The organism is Streptococcus cristatus (assembly GCF_001578775.1).
Lineage (GTDB): Bacteria > Bacillota > Bacilli > Lactobacillales > Streptococcaceae > Streptococcus > Streptococcus cristatus_A.
In genome coordinates this window covers 153,235-174,749 of record NZ_KQ969062.1, presented here as the reverse complement: position 1 = coordinate 174,749, position 21,515 = coordinate 153,235, and the positions used below count along the sequence as shown (strand labels likewise).

Here is a 21,515-nt window from a genome sequence, read left to right as displayed (position 1 = left end):
CTGCCCCTTATCTAACATCTCGTAAAGATCAAACTCTTTTTTCTTCATATCTGGACTATTGAGGTCGTAGCTAATCACCCGATAATATTCCTCTTTCCCAATAGGGACAGGATGTTCCATATTCCCTGTGTAGAGGCTATGTTCGGCAACGGTCGTCACATAATCCTGACCGTAAAAAATCCCCCCTCCCTCATGATTCTTCACTCCAACCAAGACAAACTTCTGATCATCAAACACCTGAATGCTGTCAATAGAAGCCGGAGTCCGGTCAGAATAAATTTTTTCGGTTGCTTTCAGATAGGTCAAGATACCCCAAATCAAACCGGCCGCAAGGACGAGGCCAGTGACAGCTATCCATATAAGTTTTTTTCGCTCTTTCATTGGTCATCACCCCGCTCTCACTGCCCGAGTCCAAACTCGGTATCGCTGACCTTGAGACCAAAGGGATCCCAGTTGATATAATCCTGCCGTTGGAAATATTTGCCTTCACGAAGCCCTTTCTGGAGTTTACCCAACCCCTGATAAATCTCCTCTGCTTTAACATCGGATACAGTCTTCTTGCCTCGGTCCAGAAAGAGCTGGTAGGCATCCCGGGTTAAGAGTCGCTGCTCCTTCTCATCTGCCGGATTATTGATGCCATCCTTTGAAGCAATATCTTCACGCATTGCAGTCTCAAACTGCTTAACAGCTTCCCTTTTTGCTTCTATATCTCCGCTCGTTTCGTGGTAAATATAGGAGCGCAGGCCGTTTTTCCCCAAATCGTCTATCTTCAGATTGGCTTGCAGGTCGTAGTTGAGGTCATACTTGACAAAATCCCCTCTGCTGCTGCCGGCCAGTTGACGGCCGCCGACATCAAAGATACTGGAGCCTAGCTTCTCTCGGTTATCAGCCAAGTCTTCTTCGATTTCACCAAATTCCTCCAGATGGCTAAAGATGCTGGCGGTATTGGCCAGTTTATCCCCGACAGCCTTTTTATAAAGCTTTTCAAAGTTAGCTCCCCCCTGATCATCTGCCAATTCCAGATAAGAACCAAGCTTAGGATCTACCTTCATAGTTTCAGAAATCAGCTCCAAGATATTGCTGGAGCCCGGGATAAATTTATCACTGGCCATTTTTGCCAAGTCAAGCGCAAAGGTGGCCGCAGCCTTTTTTCGCTTCTCCCTCAGTTCGGCAAGCTCAGACAGCGTTTTGGCGTTTTCAACTTCATCACTGGTATTGTAAAAGGAAGTAGTTGCTTGTGTTTTATTTGAAACATTGATGCCGGTCTTCTCGATTATTGCAAAGCTGAAGCTGCCGTCATGGTTATATTTCAGATTTTTCAGTTCAGTAGAGGCATCGACAGTAAAGCTGTGTCCGCCGTGCTTATAGCTTTTTTCTGCCTTACCAGCTCCCACCGCATACAGAGACTCAAATAAGGTCGTCAAGAGCCCCGCCCGTTTTAACTTATCGTTAAACTCAACCAGCTGCGGATGGGCAGCTGCCCAGGCTTCGTCGTACTGCTGATAAGCAGATTCTCCCGCTCCCGTATCAGGCAGTTCAGGCACCAAAGCACGGGCCGTTGTCGTAACCGTTCCCGCATAGCGGTCCCCTGCATAGACCAATTTTTCAAAATAAATCTTTGATTTCTCTCGATTTTGATTGGCAATTGCATAGACAAAAGTCCGAATATGGTCCATAGCCACGCTGTCATCATCTGTGACTAGACCAAATTCTTTATTCACCCGGTTATAGACAATGTCCATCATGGGATTGCTGACATTAGTGGTATCTATACCTCCTAAGGCTGTGAAAAAACCTTTAGGGGTACTGTAGCCCGGCTCGCTTAGAATGATTTTGAGTGCCGCACCGTCGCCAGCTTCTTGGACTGAATCCAGATAGTTCATATTGTGCTCAGTCAGATATCCCCTAGATATCAAACTCATAGCAGTATTGATATCAAAACTGCTGATAAACCGGGCATTATTCAAAATTTCCTTGATACCAGTCAAACGATCACTGACCATATCTAAGCGACTGATAAATGTTTTCAAACTGCCCTCCAAATCGTCATGCGTTGTTTGACGCTGTTCTACCAAATCATTTAGCTGACTGGATACTAGCTGAACATGCTGAAGAGCATCTCGATTAAAATAAACAGGTTTAGGAGACATCGCTAAGGCCTCAGAAGCTTTTTTAATAGCGACATTTAGATTTTCTCCCTTTTCATGGAATTCCTGACTCTTGGTTGTACCCAGCCATTCTTTAATGCTTTGAATATCACTATCTTTTGTTTTCACTACTTCAGATGAAAAACCAGCTGCTGACAAATCAGCTTCATAATTTAAAACACCTTCGCTATAGAATTCCAAGGTCTGAGGATAAGTTTCATGCAAGGTACGAGATAAAGAGTTCAGCTTAGCAATAAAAGCATTAATAGCCTCCGCTTGCTGCCCAGTTACTTTCGCCTCTATCTTCCGCTGCGCTGAAGAAATTTGACCGCGATAAGCTGCCGCAGCTTCTTTTGCACGATTCCCATGGGTCGTGAGCCCACTCTTAGATAAAACTGTAACGGTCATGATTTACTCCTTTTCTTCATCGCCTCTGCAATACGACGCTGTTCCTGAGCTTGGCGAGCTTGTTCACGAGCAATCGCTGCTGTCAACTGAACATGCAGATTCGCCTTCATCTGTCTTAAGGTTCCAATTTCGCCTTCAAGAGTTTGAATGGTTAAATCTTTATAATTCTTTTTTAGAGTATTTTTCCCTTCATCAATAGTATCAACCTCTTTATCTCTCTGTTCATCGTACTTGCTTCCTGCCACATGAAGCCCCTCTATACCAGGCATCTGAGAATCAATATTGATATCTACACTGCTCACTGAGGCTTTCGCTCTCTCCAATGCTGAAATTTTCTCATCTACTTCCGCAATTCTAGCTTGAAGTACACCGATTTCACTCATGCTTTCTTTTCCTTTCCTTTATTCTCTTATTGTATAAAAACCTTTATACGTTGCGCAAAGCCATCTTCTACGAAATAGTTGACTTGTCTAGGCAATGCTCCTTCATTATAGGTCTTATTGTGAATGCTAAAGAGTTGTTGCTCATTCTGACGAACGGCCAAGATAACTTGTTTGAAGGTCCGCACTGTTTTTGAAGCGACATCGGTCTTTCGAATCAGTCCTGGACTGGCCAGAACGGCGGCCATATAGCCGACCTGCGGACCTTTTTCAAACAGCCGATGAAGCGTCTTTTTAGATGCTTCATCCAACAAATCCACCACATCAGGGAGATTATAGATGATGAAAGTTGTCGTATAGTCGTTCTCTTTGGCACTCATTCGATCGTCCATCTTCACAGAAACAGCCTCTAACATTTCACGCAAGTCCTCTTTCTGAGAGACCAAGGTCACTGACTCACCTAAGTTAGTCAGCTGATGATACTCTGGCGCCAACACAATCGTCTTCTTATCCAGACCCAGACTAGTGTCCGCTAAGTGCTGAGTCACTTGTGCCATTTGCTCTTCTTTATCCATGATATAGGCTAAATGACCTTTTTGGGTTTTCCACCCTATCGGTTGGACAGTTTCTATGTCTAGCCCCATTGGAATAATCTCTTCCTCAAGCAACTCTTGAATACCTTTTGCTCGATAGAAAGCCTCTCGGCTCAGCTCTTCCGGCACCATTGGAATCTCTCTCGGAGTTTCGCCTGTCCAAGCTTCATTTAATTCTTGAACCCGATTCCGCAGGTTGTTAATGACCTGAACATCATTGTCACCTGCAACTGGCAAGGCAAACTGAATGGCATTCAGATCCTCCCGCTTCATCAGAGCCCGGCCCTTGATATCCTCCATGATGGCTAGCATCGGATCAGATCCCACCGCATCGCGGGCATCGCTCTTGTCATTCTGCTTGAGTGTCAGCTGGTGCTTGAAGTTAGAGTAGAGCGTGGCTCTGAGGTTGGACTGCCGCCCGGCAGTCATCATCAGGTGAACCCCGATGCTCAGGCCCTCGCGGGAAATCCGCGTCAGGAGCTTGACCAGCTCCGGCTCAAAGGGCTCCTCTTTCATGGATTCAAAACTATCCAGCATGACCACAATGGTCGGCTCTTCCTTGCCGCTGGCCTCCCTGTAGAGGGCAATGGTGCCGACACCGTACTCCGATAAGAGTTTCTTCCTACGGTTGAGCTCGCTTTCCATGATTCGTACAAACTTAGCCACCTTCTCGCTTTGGTCTAAGAGAAGGGTATCCGCCACATGGGGCAGGTTGGCGAGAGGCGCTAAGCCATTGGTCCCAAAGTCCAGCAGATAAAGGGTCAAGTCCTTTGGAGAATGCTTTCTGGCCAAATCCATAGCCGTACTCTGGAGGAAAGTCGTCTTCCCGGTCCCCGGACTGCCGTAAAGCAGGACATTGCCGTCTCGGGTCAGGTTGATAAAGGCCGCTTCCTGAGCCTGCTGCTGCGGCATGTCGGCCATACCTAAAAGCAAGTTCAGGTCAGATGGCTCCTTGGCCCATTCGTTTTGGAAGTTGATGGGCTCTAATTCTTCCAAGGTGATGCGCTCGCGGAGCGGCGGCAGCCATGGCTGGGGCACTGGCGCAATGCGCTGGCTCTCGGTCAGAAGCTTAATGTTCTGGACAATAGCCTCCAGCTCGGTCGGTACTTCCTTGATGTCCTCGGCTAAGTCAAGACCTGACAGATCTTGATTGAGCACTTCGTATTGGCCCAGATCATTGATCAGGTAGATGGTATGATCTTCAATGCCCATGTCATCCTTGTCCGGCTGGTAATCCGCACCCGACCAGGCCGCCTGAAAGAGCTCGTAGACTTCATTGTTACCGACTTGCAGATAAGCTCTTCCTGTCTGAGTGATCTCTGCCGCATCTGGCGTATGAAGCATTTCCATCGAGTCTGCCCGGTCCGCCACCTTGAGCGCCAGCTTAAAGCGCGAGTTGGACCAGATCTGGTCATCCACCACCCCAGAGGGTTTCTGAGTCGCAAGGATCAAGTGGACCCCCAGGGACCGCCCAACCCGGGCAATGGACACCAGCTCCTTGATAAAGTCCGGCTGGTTGACCTTGAGCTCTGCGAACTCATCACTGATGAGAAAGAGATGAGGGAGAGGTTCTGTCGCTTCTCCGTTTTTAAATTTCTTCTGGTATTGGTTGATATGATTAACTTCAAACTCTCCAAAGAGCCGTTCCCGGCGATGGATCTCCGCATTGATAGAAGCCAAAGCACGCATGGATTGGGCACCATCCAAGTTGGTAATGGTCCCCAATAGGTGGGGCAGGTTCTTGAAGAGATTAGCCATTCCCCCACCCTTGTAGTCGATGAGGAGAAAAGCCACATCGTGCGGATGGAAGTTGACAGCTAGGGACAGGATATAGGATTGAATGGTTTCTGACTTCCCTGAACCCGTCGTCCCTGCAATCAAACCATGTGGTCCATGCGCCTTTTCATGGAGGTTGAGCTGAACCAGATCATCCTTCCCACGTAGACCAATCGGAACAGCCAAGCTTTTATAAGGTGCATTCTTTTCCCAGCGTCTCGAAACCTGCAAGTCCTCAAAGGTCTCCACCCCATACATCTCCATAAAGGTAACGGTATCTGGAATCGAACTCTTGAGGTTTTGGAGGTGATTGAGCGGTGCCAAGGTACGGGCAATCCGCTCCTTGTCATAATCTGCTGGGAAATGATCCAAGCGGAAGTCGGTTTCCTTCAAGACCCCTTCTTCTATGACCAGTTGTCCCGTATTGCGGTCCTTGATGTTGATCACTGTCTGGATATTCTCAGATAAGGAACTCATCACATCCTCTACAAAGACCAGCGAACAGCCTAGGGCTGTCATTTTATTTGTTTGGAAATAGCAGAGCAGGGAAACGAGTCCCAAAAATATAGAGTTTTCAAAGTACTAAAAATGTCCTTGTTCCATTATACCATACGAAAAATAGGACGGAGAAGGGAATAATGAACGAGACAGGAGAAAAGAAGAGAGAAAGAAACCCACCTGAATTATTTTCAGGTGAGTTCATATAATTATGGAAAATCATGATATCGACCCTCTGCGATATCAACCATTTTTCTACGATTGTGACGTTCTTGGGAATCTTTTCCACCTTGGATATAACGTTCTCTGCGCTCCGCCCGTGACTCAGGCGCTTTCGTATACATATTCTGTCCGATGGACTGAGCCATACTAGCATCTGCGTTTCTAAAAGCCTCACCTACCGCTCCAAGATACTCATCTAAGGAGCTAATCGTCGCAACCATTTCCTTAGATAGTTTTTTAAGTTCGTCAGTCGCATTTTGAATTTGTTCTGTCGCAGAGGAATCTATCAGGTCAGACGCATTATTCTGCAATTCTGCGCTCATATCTTTAAAAGATCCGTTCACTCGGCTTAGATTATCTGAATCAATTTTTTTTTGATTGTTACTCATTTAGAACCTCTTATTCTCCTTTTTCAACTAATATTCGACGTTGTTTGTTCAGTTCGCGGTCTTTGGCAATATCGTAATACAAGTCAAATTCTTCTTTGGTATTGACTGAATGTTCTTGACCATCCTTACTGAGTTCGGCTGGAATCGTCAGCCCTTCGTAAAGATTCGTATCGGCTGGGACAAAAAGCTGATACAAATCGAGAAACTGTGAAACATCTCCATAAACCTTATCATAATCATACTTAGAATCAATCAAAAGGAAAAACTGAGAATCTTGCTTACTTAATAATTGATAAACTTTAGGTGCAACTGTTTCCAAAACACTTCCCTTCAATACATCTTGACGAAAAGACAATTTATTTTGATTCCTTAAATCATCTGCTGTAGATGTTCTCAAATCGGTTGTCATCTCTTCCATCTTGTCCTTTAAAGGACCCAGATCTACCGAAGGGCTTTCAGGAAACTGTTGTATTTTTGTATCTTCCCAATCAATTTGCTTGGTTTCTAAATTCAACCATAATTGTTTTTTCTGTGATAGCTCCCATCCTCGTTTGTATACTTGTAACGGTATATAATCCTTACCATCCTTTTCGATAATACCTCCAGTATATTCTGGTATATAATCAGGGTTATAGTCCTCTACAAGTTTATAAATATCTAATTGACTGCCTTCCAACTTTCGATCACCGATTCGATAAATGGACATGGCATAATAAACTTCGGGATCCTCTTTTGGTAATTTTTGTGTCCCTCTATAGGTAGAATTATGGAAATAATCACGAACAATATAGCGTTGATTAGAGGCCCCATGAACACCTAAAAAGTTTTCAGCTACTTCTGGATTGTATTTGGCAAACAATCGATCCTCTTCTGGAGTCAGAGACTTCCAATGCACGGCCACTCCCCTGCCATCTTCTAAAAACTCATAAGAATCAATTTCCCATTTGCCTGTATAGTAACCCATATTTTCATATTTTTGGCGTTCTTGCTTGGCCTGCTCTGATTGTTGATAACTATGATAGCCCCATAGAAGCAGAACAACCAACAGGACAGATCCGAATATTGTTAGTACTTTCTTCATTTCTCTGCCTCCTTATTTACCATATTTCTGTTCGAAATACGTTTGAAAATTTGAGAACGAGTCACGCCCCTTAACTTTCTCAACAATATAAGGAATTGTTTGAATCTGTTCTGGAGTCATATTTTCAATCGTTAAGCTTTCACCATTTGAATGTTCCCCTAAAAGGAAATTTTTCATAGCTGGATCTTTATCAAAGTATTCGTTAATTGTTTTATAAGCAGTATCTCTCGAACCCACTGACTCAAAGTAACCCATGACACCTCTCTGGTTTAATTCTTGTACCCGTTGGTAAGCCCCATAATCCGCATAAATACTAGAAGACTGGGCAACCGTGTCGGTAGCTGGTCCTGCCACGTCATGGTTCAACTGCCAGCCTCCTTGACCAACCAAAACATTATAAATATTGTTTTTCTCGTTCGTTGTTCTTTCTTTAAACTCTGCCACCTTACTTTGTAGCTTAAAGAAGCCTGCTAACATCTCATTGGCAGACTTGCCACCATAATTACCTATTTTTTTTATAAAGGCGTTCGCTCTTCCAGAAGTCATCTCATCAAGCATCTCATGCGTATTTTTAATTGAGTCTGTTGCATGTAGCTGTGATAAAGAATCCGCAGCGCTAAAAGTTGCTGCAGCTACCGGTCCTCCAACAAAGTTCAAAACCGTTTTTATTCCTTCTTTTACGATAGTTTCTTGGAACTCAGCATCCGCTTTCTCGTGTTCTTTTTTGATTTTATAAAGTTCAGCCTCATATTTACCAGCCAAAGCTCCGTCAATTCCTTTTTCATGGTGTGATGTATAAGTTTCAAGAGTAACTTTGGCTGGGACACTAAGCTCATCATAGTCTGGAACCGTCTTAGAACCATAGTGATATATGGACTTTTTACTTTCTTTAACATGTAATTCCCATTCAGGGTTTTCCGTATCATTTAAACTAATCCACACATCTTTTCGAGTATACTGAAGTTTTGCATTTGGATCATAAGGATCATCATTTCTAAATTGTACACCTGGTTTTCCTTCTACTTTTGTTCCAATTTTCAAAACCCGAACCGCTGTCAACAAACCTGACAAATCATTCATCTGCCTTAATTTTGTCTGATGCTTTTCCATTGTTGCAGCATCATGCTCAGGATCTTGCTCGTAAGCATACATTTCAGCCATCTGTATTTGTTTGGATATATGTTGCTGTTTATCTAACCTTTCTGAAAAGACATTAACCTTGGATTGATCCGTTTTCCCCATCGCTTTTAGTAAACGATTTATCTTCTTAGTTCCAATTTCACTTCTGTCCATCCAAATAGTCAGTTCTTCTGCTAAATTAGTATACCCCCCATCAGAAATTTTCTCCGGATCATTCTCCATAATCTTGTCTACATCTTCTAATTTTCCAGAAAGAATCGCTTCCAAGACTTGGGCATCTTCCTTTGTAGTAATTCTAGAAAGATAGACCATATTTGACTCTGTTAGAGTATTATTTTTTATAGCATCAATAATCATCTGAACTGGTAATGTCGTTACTGTTCTTGCGTTCTGTGTAGCCTTTGTTAAGGATTCAAAGGTATTTGATACCCAACACACACCTGTATATAAACTAGTATGTGCCGATATAATTCCACTATGCGTTTCCTTACGCGCTTTGATTTCATCTGCAATATAAGCGTCTGCTTTGGCGTCAAAATCCCCCAAATTAGAGTCTCCATCTCCCATTGCTTCAATTGCTTCATCGAACAAAGCTACCATTTCATCTTTAACGATACTAATCGTATTACGCTGAGGTGTTCTAAGGGACTCTGTAAGTGTATTCATCGCATCTTCATCAGTATAGGCATGACTAGAAAAGCCCAGACCTTTAATATCTCCGGTGAATGTAAAGACATGCTGCCCATAAGTTCGTATCGCCTCTGGCGTCTGTGAAAAAACGGATTTCTGAATCCCATTCAATCTTTTAAAGAAAGCATTAATAGCAGCTGCTTTTTCCCCTTGTAGATTAGTATTAAACTCCCGCATTGTGTCACTTGCGACTTCTTCAAATTTTCCAGCAAATCGATGGATACTCGTCCCGTAATCTTCTAAACCTGAAATATTTTTTACTTTTACTGTCATATATCTCTCCTCTATGATGCTAGAGCTGCATTTAGTGCATTTCTTGCATTCCTTTCAACATTTTGAGCAGTCCATAAGTCCGACTCCAAATTCTGAATCTTCGTACTTAATAACGCGAGTATTTCTCTTTTCTTCTTTAAAATTATTTGCCTTAAAGAATTCAAATCTTCTTTTTCCTGATTTTTTTCGTCATCGTATTTCTCACCCAAGATATTTTCAGAGAGTGTAACAACATAGTCAATCTCAGTTGATTTCCTTTTCAATTTATTTTGAATATTTTTTAAATTTGAAATCTCACCACTTAATCGTGACACTTCTGCGGTTGCTTCATATAAAGCTTGAGATAAAACTGCTATTTTTTCATAACTAGCCATAGCTTTTTCCCCTTTCTATATCATTAATACTTTCATTTTACTTGCCAATCCATCGGCTACATAGTAGTGTTCTTGTTCTTCCAACTGTGGCTCACGGACAGACCTGTTAGTCACCGTCAAAACTGATTGGTCGCTTAACCGAAGTCCTACAACAGCCTGCTTATAAGAACGAGCAATCTTAGAAACGACATCAATATGTTTAGTGAGCGCTGGTGAACTCATTACGATTGAGCCATAACCAGCTCGAGATCCCTTTTCTAAGACATAAGCTAGAGTATCAAGCACTTCTGAGTTTAATTCTCCCACCAATTCGGTTAAATTGTAAACAACTACTGTTGCGACATGGTCTCTCTGTTTCTTTTCTAAACGCTCCTGAACCTTGAACTCCATCATATCTAATCCTTCTAGATATTCCTCTGGACTTGCAAGAATCGTCACACCTTCCATTTCAGGCAGATTATGATACTTCGGTGCTAGCACAATCACCTTCTGCTTGCCTCGTGCAATCTGCTCAGTCAAAGCACTCATCTGCTCTTCCTTATCTGTTAAGTAGAGGAGATTTCCCTTAGCCAGATTCCAAGTAACCGGCTCAACTGTCTCCATATCCAATCCTAACGGTACTAAGCCTTGCTCATAAGCTGCTTGGACACTTGCACGACCATAGAAGTCTGCCTCTGTCAACTCCTCTGGCACCATCGGGATGGCACTTGGGCAAGGAGCTAATCGTCTCAACCATTTCCTTTGATAGTTTTTTTATGCCATCTGTCGCAGCTCCTAGCTTCTCCGTGGCACTAGAAGAAATAAGGTCCGAGACGTTATTTTTTAACTCGCCACTCATATCCTTAAAAGCTCCGTTCACACGGCTGAGATTATCTGGATTAATTTTCTTATTACTCATCGGCTGTCTCCCATGTCTACTTTATAAAGGTTTTTTAGATCTGGATGTTGCTCCAACCAGGCATTCGCCTCTTGACTGTTATGAATCTGAACATCTGAGACTTTCCCATCTTCATTCAGTCCATAAACAGTTAGGAGGTTTTCTCCCTTGGGTGCGAACCAATGTAACAAGGTATCAAACCACTCATCCGGTGTGACCTTATCTGGACGGATATAAAGTGACCAATTCTGATTGATGAGTTTATCTTCTAAATCTGGATAAAGACTATAGAGGTTGATATTAGGGTCTGGGACTTGCACTTCAGACCTAGTTACGCCAATCTCATTTGAAGGATCAAAATAACCCTTAGCATGTAGAACCTTATTGTAGTTTGTTGTTCTTGCAGTATCGCTTATATCAGAGTTCCTTCCAAACTTTGTGTCTTTTGGAAGATCCACTACTTTTTCGGTCTCCAAATTGAGATAGACTGTTTTGTAACTTCGATTCTCTTCATCCGTTAAATCTACAATTTCTAACCCAAAGTAGTGAATATCCTCAACATAATAGGAGTCGACTAGATTTGTAGGAATACTTTTCTGATTGTAGTTTCGTACTGCCTGAAAAAGATCAATCTTTCGTTCGGGCAAGCCCTCCTCGTCTAAATTATACAAAATCAAGTTCCAATACTCTCCCTCCATCTGGAGATGAGGTACAGTATGTAGCGTTTTTTCATCCTCTACTGTAAAAGTCTTATACTCATCTGTGATCGCATATGTTTTACTGACAAATAAACTACCTTTGTTTTTAGGCTCAAGGACATATTGGTTCTTATCTCCAAATAGTTGAAAATCTGACTTTTTCTTAGCAGTTCTCATTCTATACTCTTGTTCTTTTGGGGTTTGACTGGGCTTCAAGAGAAGTAAGAAACAAGCTCCTGTTACGACTAGAAAAAGAAGAAGGAGAGACCAGACAACTTTCCGATTCCTAAATACCTGTTTGTTCACTATCAGTTACCTCCTATTCCAACTAATTTGTTGAAATAAAGACCCTCATTCTTACTATAATTATCATAGTTAAAATTATAGTCTTTAATATCCTGTGTTACATTTTGGAATTCTTTCAATCCTTTTACAAGCTTTTCTCCACCCAGTTTCTCAGGGCTAATGCTCCCCTCTCCACTAAAAAGAGATTTCACCTCTTTTGTATAATCACCAGATGGTTCAATCGCTTTTAATTGTTCTTCTAAGTTTTCTAAATCAATAAGTGCGCTTGCTACATTACCTTCTTTTTTATTTAAAATCCGACGGAAATAATAGCCTCGCAAACCATTTTGCTGGAGGTCTGCCATCCGAAGATTGGCCTCAAAGTCATAACGAGATTGCCTAGAGATATGCTTATAGGTGTTGTCCCCTTCTTTTATGGCTGTAGCCCCAGTATCCATTTCTTGAATCAAAAGATCTTTATCAATTTTTTGCAACTTTTCTTGAATCTTTTGAGCTTTCTCAAAATGTTCAAGAACACCATCAGAAACATGCGAACTAGCGTTTTTTAGATTCTCATATTTTTTAAAATCGGCTTCATTCAGTGCCTTTGTACCACTTTTAGCCACCTCATTAAGTAGGTTCTTCTCCTCATTAGTTGTCGCTGCTGCTTCTACAATATTCCAAAAGAAACCTGCAGCCGGGTTCATTGATGCAATGTTCTTGGTTATATTATAGGTCGTTTCCATCCACAAACGTTCTTTCTGCTCTCTAAGTTCCCCCATTTTATTTAATTTTTCAAGCTGATCCTGTTGCTTATAACTACTTTCAGTAATCGTTTCAGAGCCGCTCTTTCGGTCCATTCCTATATCTTGGACTGTAAACGTATATTCACCATCAGTCTTCGAGGAGGCAAAACTTCCTGCTTTAATATTTCGTTTAGTCGTCACTGTGTAGTCACCAGTTTTCCCATAACCTTGAGAAACTCCTTTAACTGTTATGGTAACCTTTCCAAACTTTTCAGTATTCATATACGTTAGAATATTATTTAGACGACCATAGCGAACGGAGCTTTCCTTCAAGGCTTTTAAGCGCTCCTTAGCTCCCTCTTCTTCTTTTAACCATTCTTGATACTGTTCACTATTGTATCCTTTTGGCAGAGGTTTTCTCAACTCTTGCCCCTTGGCATTAATCCCATCTACAATAGTATCGATACTAGATGATAATTTAGCAGTATAGGTTTGAACCTCTTTCACATCTCGATTAGAAAGAACCTCAAAGAATGCCCCTAATCCATCAACTTCACCTTTATCGGCAGCCTTTTCTAGACGACTAGCAACTAGCATAGTCGTTGAGAGACTAGCTTCATCTACTTTCGCTCTGGCTATTTTTTTAAAAAAGTCTTGTTTGTTCTCATACGTAGATTCAGAAATCAAAACCTTTATAATTTCAACATCATCGGAAGTATAAGCGGCATCAAGATAATTCATATTATCTTTACTTAGATCACCACGTTTGATGGCATCCAAAATATTTAAAACTGGAATAGAAGCTATTGCCTTTGCATTCAAAGTCATAGCTGTTAAAGTCTCAAAGCGCTCAGCTGAGTTAGAGATTTCAGTCTCCAAATTTTCATGGGCAGTTTTAATCCCCCCATGTGTGTCCTTTCTGGCCTGCACCTCTTCTGAAATTAAATTGTCAACCGTGGTATCAAAATTGGGAATTGTTGCCTCTCCCTCTCCCATTACATCAACAGCTTGCTGAACTGCTTTTATGACTTTACTTTTTACTACCGCAATTACATCACGTTGCTGGCTTTCCAAAGAGTTCGTTAGAGTGGTTATGGATTCATCATCTGTAAAGGCCAAGGAAGAAAAACCCAGACCTCTCAATTCTCCTGTAAAGGTGAAAATTTTCTGACCATAGGTCATAATATCTTTTGGAGCTTCCTTAAAAACCGTTTTTTGTATCGTATTTAACTTTTCAAAGAATGCGTTAATTGCCTCTGCTTTTTCGCCTTCAAGATTAGTATTAAACTCACGGACTGTATCACTTGCCGCTTCTTCAAAGCGTCCACCAAAAGTATGAATACTAGTCCCATAGCTATCTAAACCAGATATATTTTTTACTTGTATTGACATCTACCTCTCCTTTCTAGTTTGCAGCTAAGGCCATATTTAAGGCATAACGGGCATTCGCTTCTGCTAACCGAGCGCTTCTTAAATTCGAATCTGCTTCCGCAATCTTACGATCCAACAAAGCTAAAATCTCATCCTTTTTTTCAGCGAGTAATTTCTCTAATTTGTCCAAATCTTGCCGTTCTTGTTTTTCCTCTTCATCGTACTTTTTACCTGCAATGTAAGACGACAGGACTGAGTCAGTCCAGATATCTGTAGACTGACTCTGAACATTGCTCCGCGCCTCTTCTAATTCTGCTTTCCTACTAGCCGCTTGGCTCGTCACAGCCGAAGCGTTATATAAAGCATTTGTCAATGCTATAATCGTTCTAATATCTTTAGCCATAGCTTTTCCCCTTTCTATATCATTAATACTTTCATTTTACTTGCCAATCCATCGGCTACATAGTAGTGTTCTTGTTCTTCCAACTGTGGCTCACGGACAGACCTATTAGTCACGGTCAGAACTGATTGGTCGCTTAACCGAAGTCCTACAACAGCCTGCTTATAAGAACGAGCAATCTTAGAAACGACATCAATATGTTTAGTGAGCGCTGGTGAACTCATTACGATTGAGCCATAACCAGCCCGAGATCCCTTTTCTAAGACATAAGCTAGAGTATCAAGCACTTCTGAGTTTAATTCTCCCACCAATTCGGTTAAATTGTAAACAACTACTGTTGCGACATGGTCTCTCTGTTTCTTTTCTAAACGCTCCTGAACCTTGAACTCCATCATATCTAATCCTTCTAGATATTCCTCTGGACTTGCAAGAATCGTCACACCTTCCATTTCAGGCAGATTATGATACTTTGGCGCCAAGACAATGACCTTCTGTTGCCCTTTGGCAATGTGCTTCACGAAGGTTACCATCTGTTCTTCCTTATCTGTTAAGTAGAGGAGATTTCCTTTAGCTAGATTCCAAGTAATTGGTTCAACTGTCTCCAAGTCTAGTCCCAGAGGTACGAGTCCTTGTTCATAGGCAGCCTGTACACTAGCTCGACCATAGAATTCTGCCTCCGTCAACTCCTCTGGTACCATCGGAATGGCACTTGGTCGTTGTCCAGTCCAAGCTTCTTGGAGGGAAGCCACTGCTTGACGCAGGTTGTTGAGGACTTGCGCATCATTGACACCCGCTACTGGCAAAGCCAGCTGGATGACATCAACTTCCTCACGCTTCATCAGCGCACGACCCTTGATATCTTCCATAGTCATGGCGAGTGGCGTAGAGCCCACAATCGAGCGAACTTCGCTCACATCATTCTGTGGCAGACTCAGCTGGTGCTTGAAGTTAGAGTAGAGTTGAGCCCGAAGGTTAGACTGACGACCCGCTGTCATCAAGAGATGCACTCCGATGCTGAGACCTTCACGGGAGATTCTCACTAAGAGCTTGAAGACCTCTGCCTCATAGGCCTCTTCCTTGATTGCCTCATAGCTATCTAAGAAAATGACAATAGAAGGCTCTTCTTGACCGCTAGCCTGACGATAGAGATCCAAGGTCCCAACGCCATAGTCCGATAGGAGTTTCTTACGGCGGTTGAGCTCTCGCTCCATAATCTCCGCACAAACTTAGAAATCTTCTCTGCTTGATCTAAAAGCATGGTATCTGCCACCTGCGGAAGCTTAGACAAGGGCGCTAGACCATTGGTCCCAAAGTCCATCAAGTACATAGTAAGGGCCTTGGGACTGTGCTTTCTCGCCAAGTCCATACCGGCAGCCTGAAGGAAGGTCGTCTTCCCTGTACCTGGACTTCCGTAAAGAAGGACATGCCCATCCTTAGAGAGGTTGATAGAGACAGCTTCTTGCTTCTGTGCCTGTGGGATATCCGCCATCCCGAGTAGGAAGGAAAGAGACTTCTCTTGCTTCCAAGCCTCTGCTGGCCGCACCTCTTCGAGCTCCTCTAGCGTGATGCGCTCTTTCAACGGTGGCAACCAAGGTTGTGGTACTGGAGGAATATTCTGCTCTTCAGTCAGAAGTTTGATATTCTGCACAATCGCATCCAGCTCTGTCGGAACTTCCTTGATCTCATCTGCCTCTTCTAAGCCTGATAGGTCTTCATTCAAGATTTCATATTGGCCCAATTCATTGATTAAATAAATTGTGTGGTCCTCAATGCCCATATCATCCTTGTCCGGCTGGTAGTCTGCCCCCGACCAAGCTGACTGGAAGAGTTCATAGACTTCATTGTTGCCGACTTGCAGATAAGCTCTTCCTGTCTGAGTGATCTCGGCCGCATCTAACATGAGATGAGGAACAATCCGTAACTCATTATACCATAAGAGAAATATTGTAAGAAAAACTGAATACGGTAGAGAATAATAAAAGAAAACCACCTAAAAATAATTCAGATGGTTCATATAATTACGGAAGTTGATATTCTTTTTTTCTTTGTTTTGATAACTCATACTGTTTCTTCTGTGCAGGGGACATATTCGCTTCACGTTGCTTCTGTGGATTAGAATAGGTAAACATCGAAGTCTCAGTAGCAATTCCTGTAGCTAGGTCATTGTCCGTTTGTAAAAAACAACGAGCAACTTGATTTAAATACACATCCAGAGAATCTACTGTGTTTACTAAATTAGAGCTCATTTTGTTAAGGGCATCCTCTGCTCCCTGCATCGATTCTGTTGCAGAGGATTGGATTAACCCTGTAATTTCTCCTTCAAATTTTTTATTCATTTCCTGCATACTAGTTTTGCAGGCTGTTAGCTTTTCAGCATCTATCTCTTTACGACTCATCAGTATACCCTTTCTTGTAAAATTGATTTATTCTGTTTTTGTTTCATTAATTCCTTATCCTTACTCTCGTCATAAAACTGGTTGAATTCCTCTTTAGAGCTAAAAGGATGTTCCAATCCGTCTTTACTGATACTTGCTGGAATTACACCTTCATATAAGTCTGTATTCGAAGGAACTAACAGACTATAAAACTCTAGATAGTCTTTAACGCTCTTATCAAGTATATAAAGTTGAGAGTTCGTTTTTTCCAATAATGCCGCTGCCTTTGGGTCTGTTTGCGCCATCAAGATATTTCGAATCCAACTTGTATCCACAGCTTCGCCTAAAGGATATAAAATAGGAAATCTAAAATTCCCCAACTTTTCTTTAAATTGTTGCGTATTTAGTTTAAAATTAAAGGTTGGACTTTGAAATTGTGCTGTCTTGTTATCTTCCCATTCAATTTTTCGAGTATCAAGATTGTACCAAAGAGTTTGAAACTTCTCATGTTCCCCAGACTCAGAGGCAAGAATAGACAAATAATTTTTTCCATCAATGACAGTTAATGTTTCATCTATTCCTCTAGGTAAATATCGAGAATTATAGTCTGAAACTAATTTATATAAATCTTCTTCATAGCCTTCTAGCTGTTGATTCTTAACATGGTAAATGGATAAGGTATAATAGTTATCTTCATTTTTTTTATCAAGATAATTTGGTCCTGAAGGAAGTTTCATGTTCTCTCGAACAATATAATTGGCATTACGCGCACCAATTGTCACTTGCACTGGTTCATCTGCGTTTTTCAGAGTAGCATACTTGCGAACTAAGGCATCTTCCTCTGGATTTTCTGATTTCCAATGAACCGCTACCCCTGTACCATTTTCAAGAAAAGAATAATCATCAATTGTAAAAGTCCCTGTATAATAAATTAAGGATTCATAAGTTTCTCTTTCTTCCTTAGCTTTTTGAAGCTGATCTTGTTTTAAATGACACTGCCAAGCAAATATGGCAAGTCCCAAGACTGCTAAAGCAAGAAGACTTACGAATAGTTTTCTTATCATTGTTCACTTCTCCTCTATACTATTACTAGGCACCATATTTTGTGCTCATATACATTTCAAATCCTGTTAGTGCATTTTTACCTACTATTTTCTCAATGCCTCTAGCAAGTTTCTGAAGCTGGTCTGGACTCATTTGCGAAATATCCAAATCGCTATTTCCAAGTAGGTACTCTTTCATGGCTTCATCTCCCTCAAATCTCTGAGAAATTACATCCTGAGCAGTATCACCTGGCTTAACGTATTTAATTCTATTCATATTCATTTGGTATTCAACATACCCAACAATGCCTTGATTGTTCAGTTCTTCTGTTCTTTGCGTACTACCATAGTCCATATAAACATTTGGATCTTGGACGACTATATCCTCTCCATCTTTTAATTGCCATACTCCCTGTCCAGTAAGAGCCCCATAAAACTTTCTAGTATTTTCATCTAACTTACCAGCAATTTCTTTCTTCTTCTCTTGTTGTTCAAGAAATCCTTGAATAGAGTCAACCGCACTTTGAACGTACGGGGATTTCCCACTAATCTTTTTCTTAACTTTACCAGAAGTTATTTCCTCTAAAAATTCAAGGCCCCCTTCAGTCGAATCTGATAATTTTACTTTACCAAGAGCATCAAGTGTATCAAAAGCAGCCACTGCTGCTGGCCCACCTACGTACATCAATAGTCCTTTAACGCCATTTTTAGAAAGCGTTTCAGCAAATTCCTTGTCAGCTTCTTGAAGTTCTTTATCTAGTTTCTTAGCTTCTGCAACGAATTCTCCCTCCAATTGACCAATATAACCACTTTCTAAGTGAGAGTTGTAAATTTTCTCCTTCCCCTTATCTCCTACTGCAACTTTGGAGTAATCTACTGGCGAGTTTTCGGATTTGAATTCTGTAGCTGTTTTTTCAGTAACAACTAAATCCCACTCTCCATTTTTCCCACGCCTAATTTGTAGACCTCTTTTATCATATAAAAAATCATAACCGTCAGGTTTATAGTGATTGTTTCCACGTGGTCTAACATCATGACTAGAGCCAATTTTTAAGGTACGTATTGCAGCTAGAACTCCTGAAGCTTCATTCATATGATTTAACTCTTTTTCATACGCCAGCCATGTCTCACTAGTTTTATCGTTAGGATTTTGTTTCTCATACTCCCTCATTGTTCCGCCATGTAGATTTTTTAAAATATTCATGGCCTTACTAGTATTCGTGCTAAATTCTTTCACTTTCTCTTTTGTCTTATTTTCCATAGACGCAAGTAAGCGATTCATCTTTTCCTCACCTTTCGAATCTGATGTAAACCAGGCTCTTACTTCTATAGCCATATTTTTATAGCCAGTTTTAGAAATTTTGCTTGAATCAATGTTCATTATTGCTTCAATATCATCTGTCAATATCGCCCTAACCATTTGGCTATCTTCTTTAGACATAATATTATCAAGATAATTTAGTCTTTCAATCGTCATATTATTCGTTTTTATAATAGCATCATAAATTACTTCTGGACCAACTCCTATAATAGCTTGAGCATTTTGAATAATATCAGCTAAACCTTCAAAGGAAGCCTTACCTGTTTCAGCTACTTTCTTTAAAGCATCATCCGCATCTGAAATTCCTTGGTGGGTGGTATTACGAGCCTTAATTTCTTCATCAATAAAACCTTGTGCTTTCTCTTCATAGCCAGTAAAATCAACTGTCCCATTCCCTAACGCTTCCTGAGCTTCTTCCATCAAGGATTTCAAGCCATTTTTCTTGGCGATCATATCATCATACTGAGGACCACTTAGTGTATTGACTATATTGTTTATTTCTCCCTTATCAGTATGAGCGATTTTACTAAATCCCAGACCTTGTACGGTATGGCTAAATTCTGAAACCCCTTCTCCATAAGTTTTTAAAGCTTCTGGAGCTTGTTGAAATACTTGGTCCTGCAAAATATTTAACTTCCCAAAAAAGGCATTAATCACCTCTCCTTTTTGGCCTCCTACACGATCTGTAAACGATCGCTGAGTTTGGGCAGCTGCCGCTGTCAGTGCGACTGAAAAACTCGTAATGGATTCTCCATAGCTTTGAATACCGCCCAAATTATGCGCTTTAACACTATAACTCATCTGTCTTCTCCTTCTCCATTCTATTTTGTCTTAAACGTTGGCGTTTTAAGTAAGCTATTATTTTGATATTCTTCCCATTCACTAGCTACAGCTGCCGAAATCTGAGATTCTAAAGAGGAGATTTCATGCTTCAATAATTCCACCATCGTATCACGTTTTGTATCTAATAAAGTGGATAAAGTTTTGATATCCGTTTGTTCTTGTCTGCGCTCTTCATCGTACTTATCTCCAGCAACACTACCTAGAGCACCATTAATACTAGCTCCAATCATGCCTATTGAGCCATTCCATGTATTGGTTAACTGCTTGTCCTCAATAATACAGGAATATCCTTCTAATTTTCCCTTAATAGCCTCTAAACTAGCTTTTCTAGCTTTCAAACTAGCCGAGACTCCAAAAGGATTCCCTGAAAAGCCAATAGGACTAATCGGAGTTAAACCATATAAATAATTAAAATCGTTCATCTTTTCTCCTCTCTTTTTGTATGGATGTTCTTATTTCATCAAAACTTTAATCTTGCGTGCTATATTATCCAAAATGTAATAATGAATCTGTAAATCTAAGATGCCTTCACGAATTGGACGATTGTTGAGGGAACTAAAGACAGTTTGCTCGCTTATACGCATAGCCACCAAAGCTTGTTTAAAGGCTCTTGCAATCTTAGATGCTGCATCTATACTGCGAATAATATTTGGAGAAGTCATTGCGATAGACGCATAGCCAGCTCTTAATCCTTTCTCTAAGACAAAAGCCAATTGTTCTTGAGTTACACTATCAAGTTCAGCCATCAATTCTGTCATTTGATAGATTATCACTGTCGCTTCATGTTGATTCTTATATTCTTTGATTCGTATTTTGATACGTTTTTCCATATCTTCAATAAGTTCTGAAACTTCTTGAGCCCCATTCGCTAGGATTACGTTCTTTTGCTCATTCAAATTATGATACTTCGGTGCTAACACAATCACTTTCTGCTTGCCTCGTGCAATCTGCTCAGTCAAAGCACTCATCTGCTCTTCCTTATCGGTTAAGTAGAGGAGATTTCCTTTAGCTAGATTCCAAGTAATTGGTTCAACCGTCTCCATATCCAATCCTAGCGGTACTAAGCCTTGCTCATAAGCTGCTTGGACACTAGCTCGGCTGTAGAAGTCTGCCTCCGTCAACTCCTCCGGCACCATCGGAATGGCACTTGGCCGTTGTCCAGTCCAAGCTTCTTGGAGAGAAGCAACTTCTTGACGCAGGTTGTTGAGGACTTGCGCATCATTAGCACCCGCTACTGGCAGAGCCAGCTGGAGCACATCCACCTCTTCACGTTTCATGAGTGCCCGGCCCTTGATGTCTTCCATGGTTGCCGCTAGTGGTGTAGAGCCCACAATCGAGCGGACTTCGCTCACATCATTCTGTGGTAGACTCAGCTGGTGCTTGAAGTTAGAGTAGAGTTGAGCACGAAGGTTAGACTGACGGCCAGCTGTCACCAAGAGGTGGACACCGATGCTGAGACCTTCACGAGAGATGCGAACCAAGAGTTTGAAGAGCTCCGCCTCATAAGCCTCCTCCTTGATGGCCTCATAGCCGTCTAAGAGGATAACGATAGCCGGCTCTTGCTGGCCGCTAGCCTCTCGGTAGA

At 41.5% G+C, this 21,515-nt stretch carries 14 protein-coding genes and 4 pseudogenes; all 18 read right to left on the bottom strand.

Going from position 1 to position 21,515, the window contains the following annotated elements:
* Positions 1-381 (bottom strand): annotated as a pseudogene (locus SCRDD08_RS11615) (hypothetical protein); the annotation flags it as partial.
* Between the two features lie 17 nt (positions 382-398).
* The gene (locus tag SCRDD08_RS00830) at positions 399-2,555 is read right to left on the bottom strand and encodes a hypothetical protein (protein ID WP_061422016.1); all 2,157 of its coding nucleotides are present in this window, start codon (positions 2,553-2,555) and stop codon (positions 399-401) included.
* Positions 2,552-2,938, bottom strand: coding sequence for a hypothetical protein (locus tag SCRDD08_RS00825; protein WP_061422015.1), 387 nt, complete (start codon positions 2,936-2,938; stop codon positions 2,552-2,554). The genes SCRDD08_RS00830 and SCRDD08_RS00825 overlap by 4 nt, the downstream gene beginning before the upstream one ends.
* 26 nt (positions 2,939-2,964) lie before the next feature.
* Positions 2,965-5,823 (bottom strand): annotated as a pseudogene (gene essC / locus SCRDD08_RS00820) (type VII secretion protein EssC); the annotation flags it as partial.
* Between the two features lie 188 nt (positions 5,824-6,011).
* The gene (locus SCRDD08_RS00815; protein ID WP_061422014.1) at positions 6,012-6,413 is read right to left on the bottom strand and encodes a hypothetical protein; all 402 of its coding nucleotides are present in this window, start codon (positions 6,411-6,413) and stop codon (positions 6,012-6,014) included.
* A gap of 10 nt (positions 6,414-6,423) precedes the next feature.
* Positions 6,424-7,494: a hypothetical protein gene (locus tag SCRDD08_RS00810; RefSeq protein ID WP_061422013.1), complete on the bottom strand. Its 1,071-nt coding sequence runs from the start codon at positions 7,492-7,494 to the stop codon at positions 6,424-6,426.
* Between the two features lie 12 nt (positions 7,495-7,506).
* Positions 7,507-9,597 (bottom strand): hypothetical protein, encoded by a 2,091-nt coding sequence (locus SCRDD08_RS00805; protein WP_061422012.1) that lies wholly within the window; start codon positions 9,595-9,597, stop codon positions 7,507-7,509.
* A gap of 11 nt (positions 9,598-9,608) precedes the next feature.
* The gene (locus SCRDD08_RS00800; RefSeq protein WP_061422011.1) at positions 9,609-9,971 is read right to left on the bottom strand and encodes a hypothetical protein; all 363 of its coding nucleotides are present in this window, start codon (positions 9,969-9,971) and stop codon (positions 9,609-9,611) included.
* A 15-nt stretch (positions 9,972-9,986) separates the two neighbouring features.
* Positions 9,987-10,703 carry a hypothetical protein gene (locus tag SCRDD08_RS00795; protein WP_330997066.1) on the bottom strand — a complete coding sequence of 239 codons (717 nt, stop codon included), beginning with the start codon at positions 10,701-10,703 and terminating at the stop codon, positions 9,987-9,989.
* 162 nt (positions 10,704-10,865) lie between these two features.
* Positions 10,866-11,723, bottom strand: coding sequence for a hypothetical protein (locus SCRDD08_RS00790; RefSeq protein WP_231089311.1), 858 nt, complete (start codon positions 11,721-11,723; stop codon positions 10,866-10,868).
* A gap of 131 nt (positions 11,724-11,854) precedes the next feature.
* On the bottom strand, positions 11,855-13,969 hold the full coding sequence (locus SCRDD08_RS00785) for a hypothetical protein (protein WP_061422008.1): 2,115 nt from the start codon (positions 13,967-13,969) through the stop codon (positions 11,855-11,857).
* Positions 13,970-13,982: 13 nt separating this feature from the next.
* Positions 13,983-14,351: a hypothetical protein gene (locus tag SCRDD08_RS00780; RefSeq protein ID WP_061422007.1), complete on the bottom strand. Its 369-nt coding sequence runs from the start codon at positions 14,349-14,351 to the stop codon at positions 13,983-13,985.
* 14 nt (positions 14,352-14,365) lie between these two features.
* Positions 14,366-16,125 (bottom strand): annotated as a pseudogene (locus tag SCRDD08_RS10880) (FtsK/SpoIIIE domain-containing protein).
* Between the two features lie 241 nt (positions 16,126-16,366).
* Positions 16,367-16,744 (bottom strand): hypothetical protein, encoded by a 378-nt coding sequence (locus SCRDD08_RS00770; RefSeq protein ID WP_061422006.1) that lies wholly within the window; start codon positions 16,742-16,744, stop codon positions 16,367-16,369.
* A complete protein-coding gene (locus SCRDD08_RS00765) occupies positions 16,744-17,787 on the bottom strand; it encodes a hypothetical protein (RefSeq protein ID WP_061422005.1) in 1,044 nt (347 codons plus the stop codon). Before SCRDD08_RS00765 ends, SCRDD08_RS00770 begins: the two co-directional genes overlap by 1 nt.
* Positions 17,788-17,812: 25 nt before the next feature.
* Entirely contained in the window at positions 17,813-19,888 is a 2,076-nt protein-coding gene (locus SCRDD08_RS00760) for a hypothetical protein (RefSeq protein ID WP_061422004.1), read from the bottom strand.
* A gap of 20 nt (positions 19,889-19,908) precedes the next feature.
* Positions 19,909-20,352 (bottom strand): hypothetical protein, encoded by a 444-nt coding sequence (locus SCRDD08_RS00755; RefSeq protein ID WP_061422003.1) that lies wholly within the window; start codon positions 20,350-20,352, stop codon positions 19,909-19,911.
* A 30-nt stretch (positions 20,353-20,382) separates the two neighbouring features.
* Positions 20,383-21,515 (bottom strand): annotated as a pseudogene (locus SCRDD08_RS00750) (type VII secretion protein EssC); the annotation flags it as partial.

What these genes read in the sequence shown, in the direction of transcription:
- SCRDD08_RS00780 (WP_061422007.1), bottom strand. Translation starts at nt 14,351, where the DNA reads ATGGCTAAAGATATTAGAACGATTATAGCATTGACAAATGCTTTATAT.
- SCRDD08_RS00830 (WP_061422016.1), bottom strand. Translation starts at nt 2,555, where the DNA reads ATGACCGTTACAGTTTTATCTAAGAGTGGGCTCACGACCCATGGGAAT.
- SCRDD08_RS00785 (WP_061422008.1), bottom strand. Translation starts at nt 13,969, where the DNA reads ATGTCAATACAAGTAAAAAATATATCTGGTTTAGATAGCTATGGGACT.
- SCRDD08_RS00770 (WP_061422006.1), bottom strand. Translation starts at nt 16,744, where the DNA reads ATGAGTCGTAAAGAGATAGATGCTGAAAAGCTAACAGCCTGCAAAACT.
- SCRDD08_RS00810 (WP_061422013.1), bottom strand. Translation starts at nt 7,494, where the DNA reads ATGAAGAAAGTACTAACAATATTCGGATCTGTCCTGTTGGTTGTTCTG.
- SCRDD08_RS00765 (WP_061422005.1), bottom strand. Translation starts at nt 17,787, where the DNA reads ATGATAAGAAAACTATTCGTAAGTCTTCTTGCTTTAGCAGTCTTGGGA.
- SCRDD08_RS00805 (WP_061422012.1), bottom strand. Translation starts at nt 9,597, where the DNA reads ATGACAGTAAAAGTAAAAAATATTTCAGGTTTAGAAGATTACGGGACG.
- SCRDD08_RS00760 (WP_061422004.1), bottom strand. Translation starts at nt 19,888, where the DNA reads ATGAGTTATAGTGTTAAAGCGCATAATTTGGGCGGTATTCAAAGCTAT.
- SCRDD08_RS00755 (WP_061422003.1), bottom strand. Translation starts at nt 20,352, where the DNA reads ATGAACGATTTTAATTATTTATATGGTTTAACTCCGATTAGTCCTATT.
- SCRDD08_RS00790 (WP_231089311.1), bottom strand. Translation starts at nt 11,723, where the DNA reads ATGAGAACTGCTAAGAAAAAGTCAGATTTTCAACTATTTGGAGATAAG.
- SCRDD08_RS00815 (WP_061422014.1), bottom strand. Translation starts at nt 6,413, where the DNA reads ATGAGTAACAATCAAAAAAAAATTGATTCAGATAATCTAAGCCGAGTG.
- SCRDD08_RS00825 (WP_061422015.1), bottom strand. Translation starts at nt 2,938, where the DNA reads ATGAGTGAAATCGGTGTACTTCAAGCTAGAATTGCGGAAGTAGATGAG.
- SCRDD08_RS00800 (WP_061422011.1), bottom strand. Translation starts at nt 9,971, where the DNA reads ATGGCTAGTTATGAAAAAATAGCAGTTTTATCTCAAGCTTTATATGAA.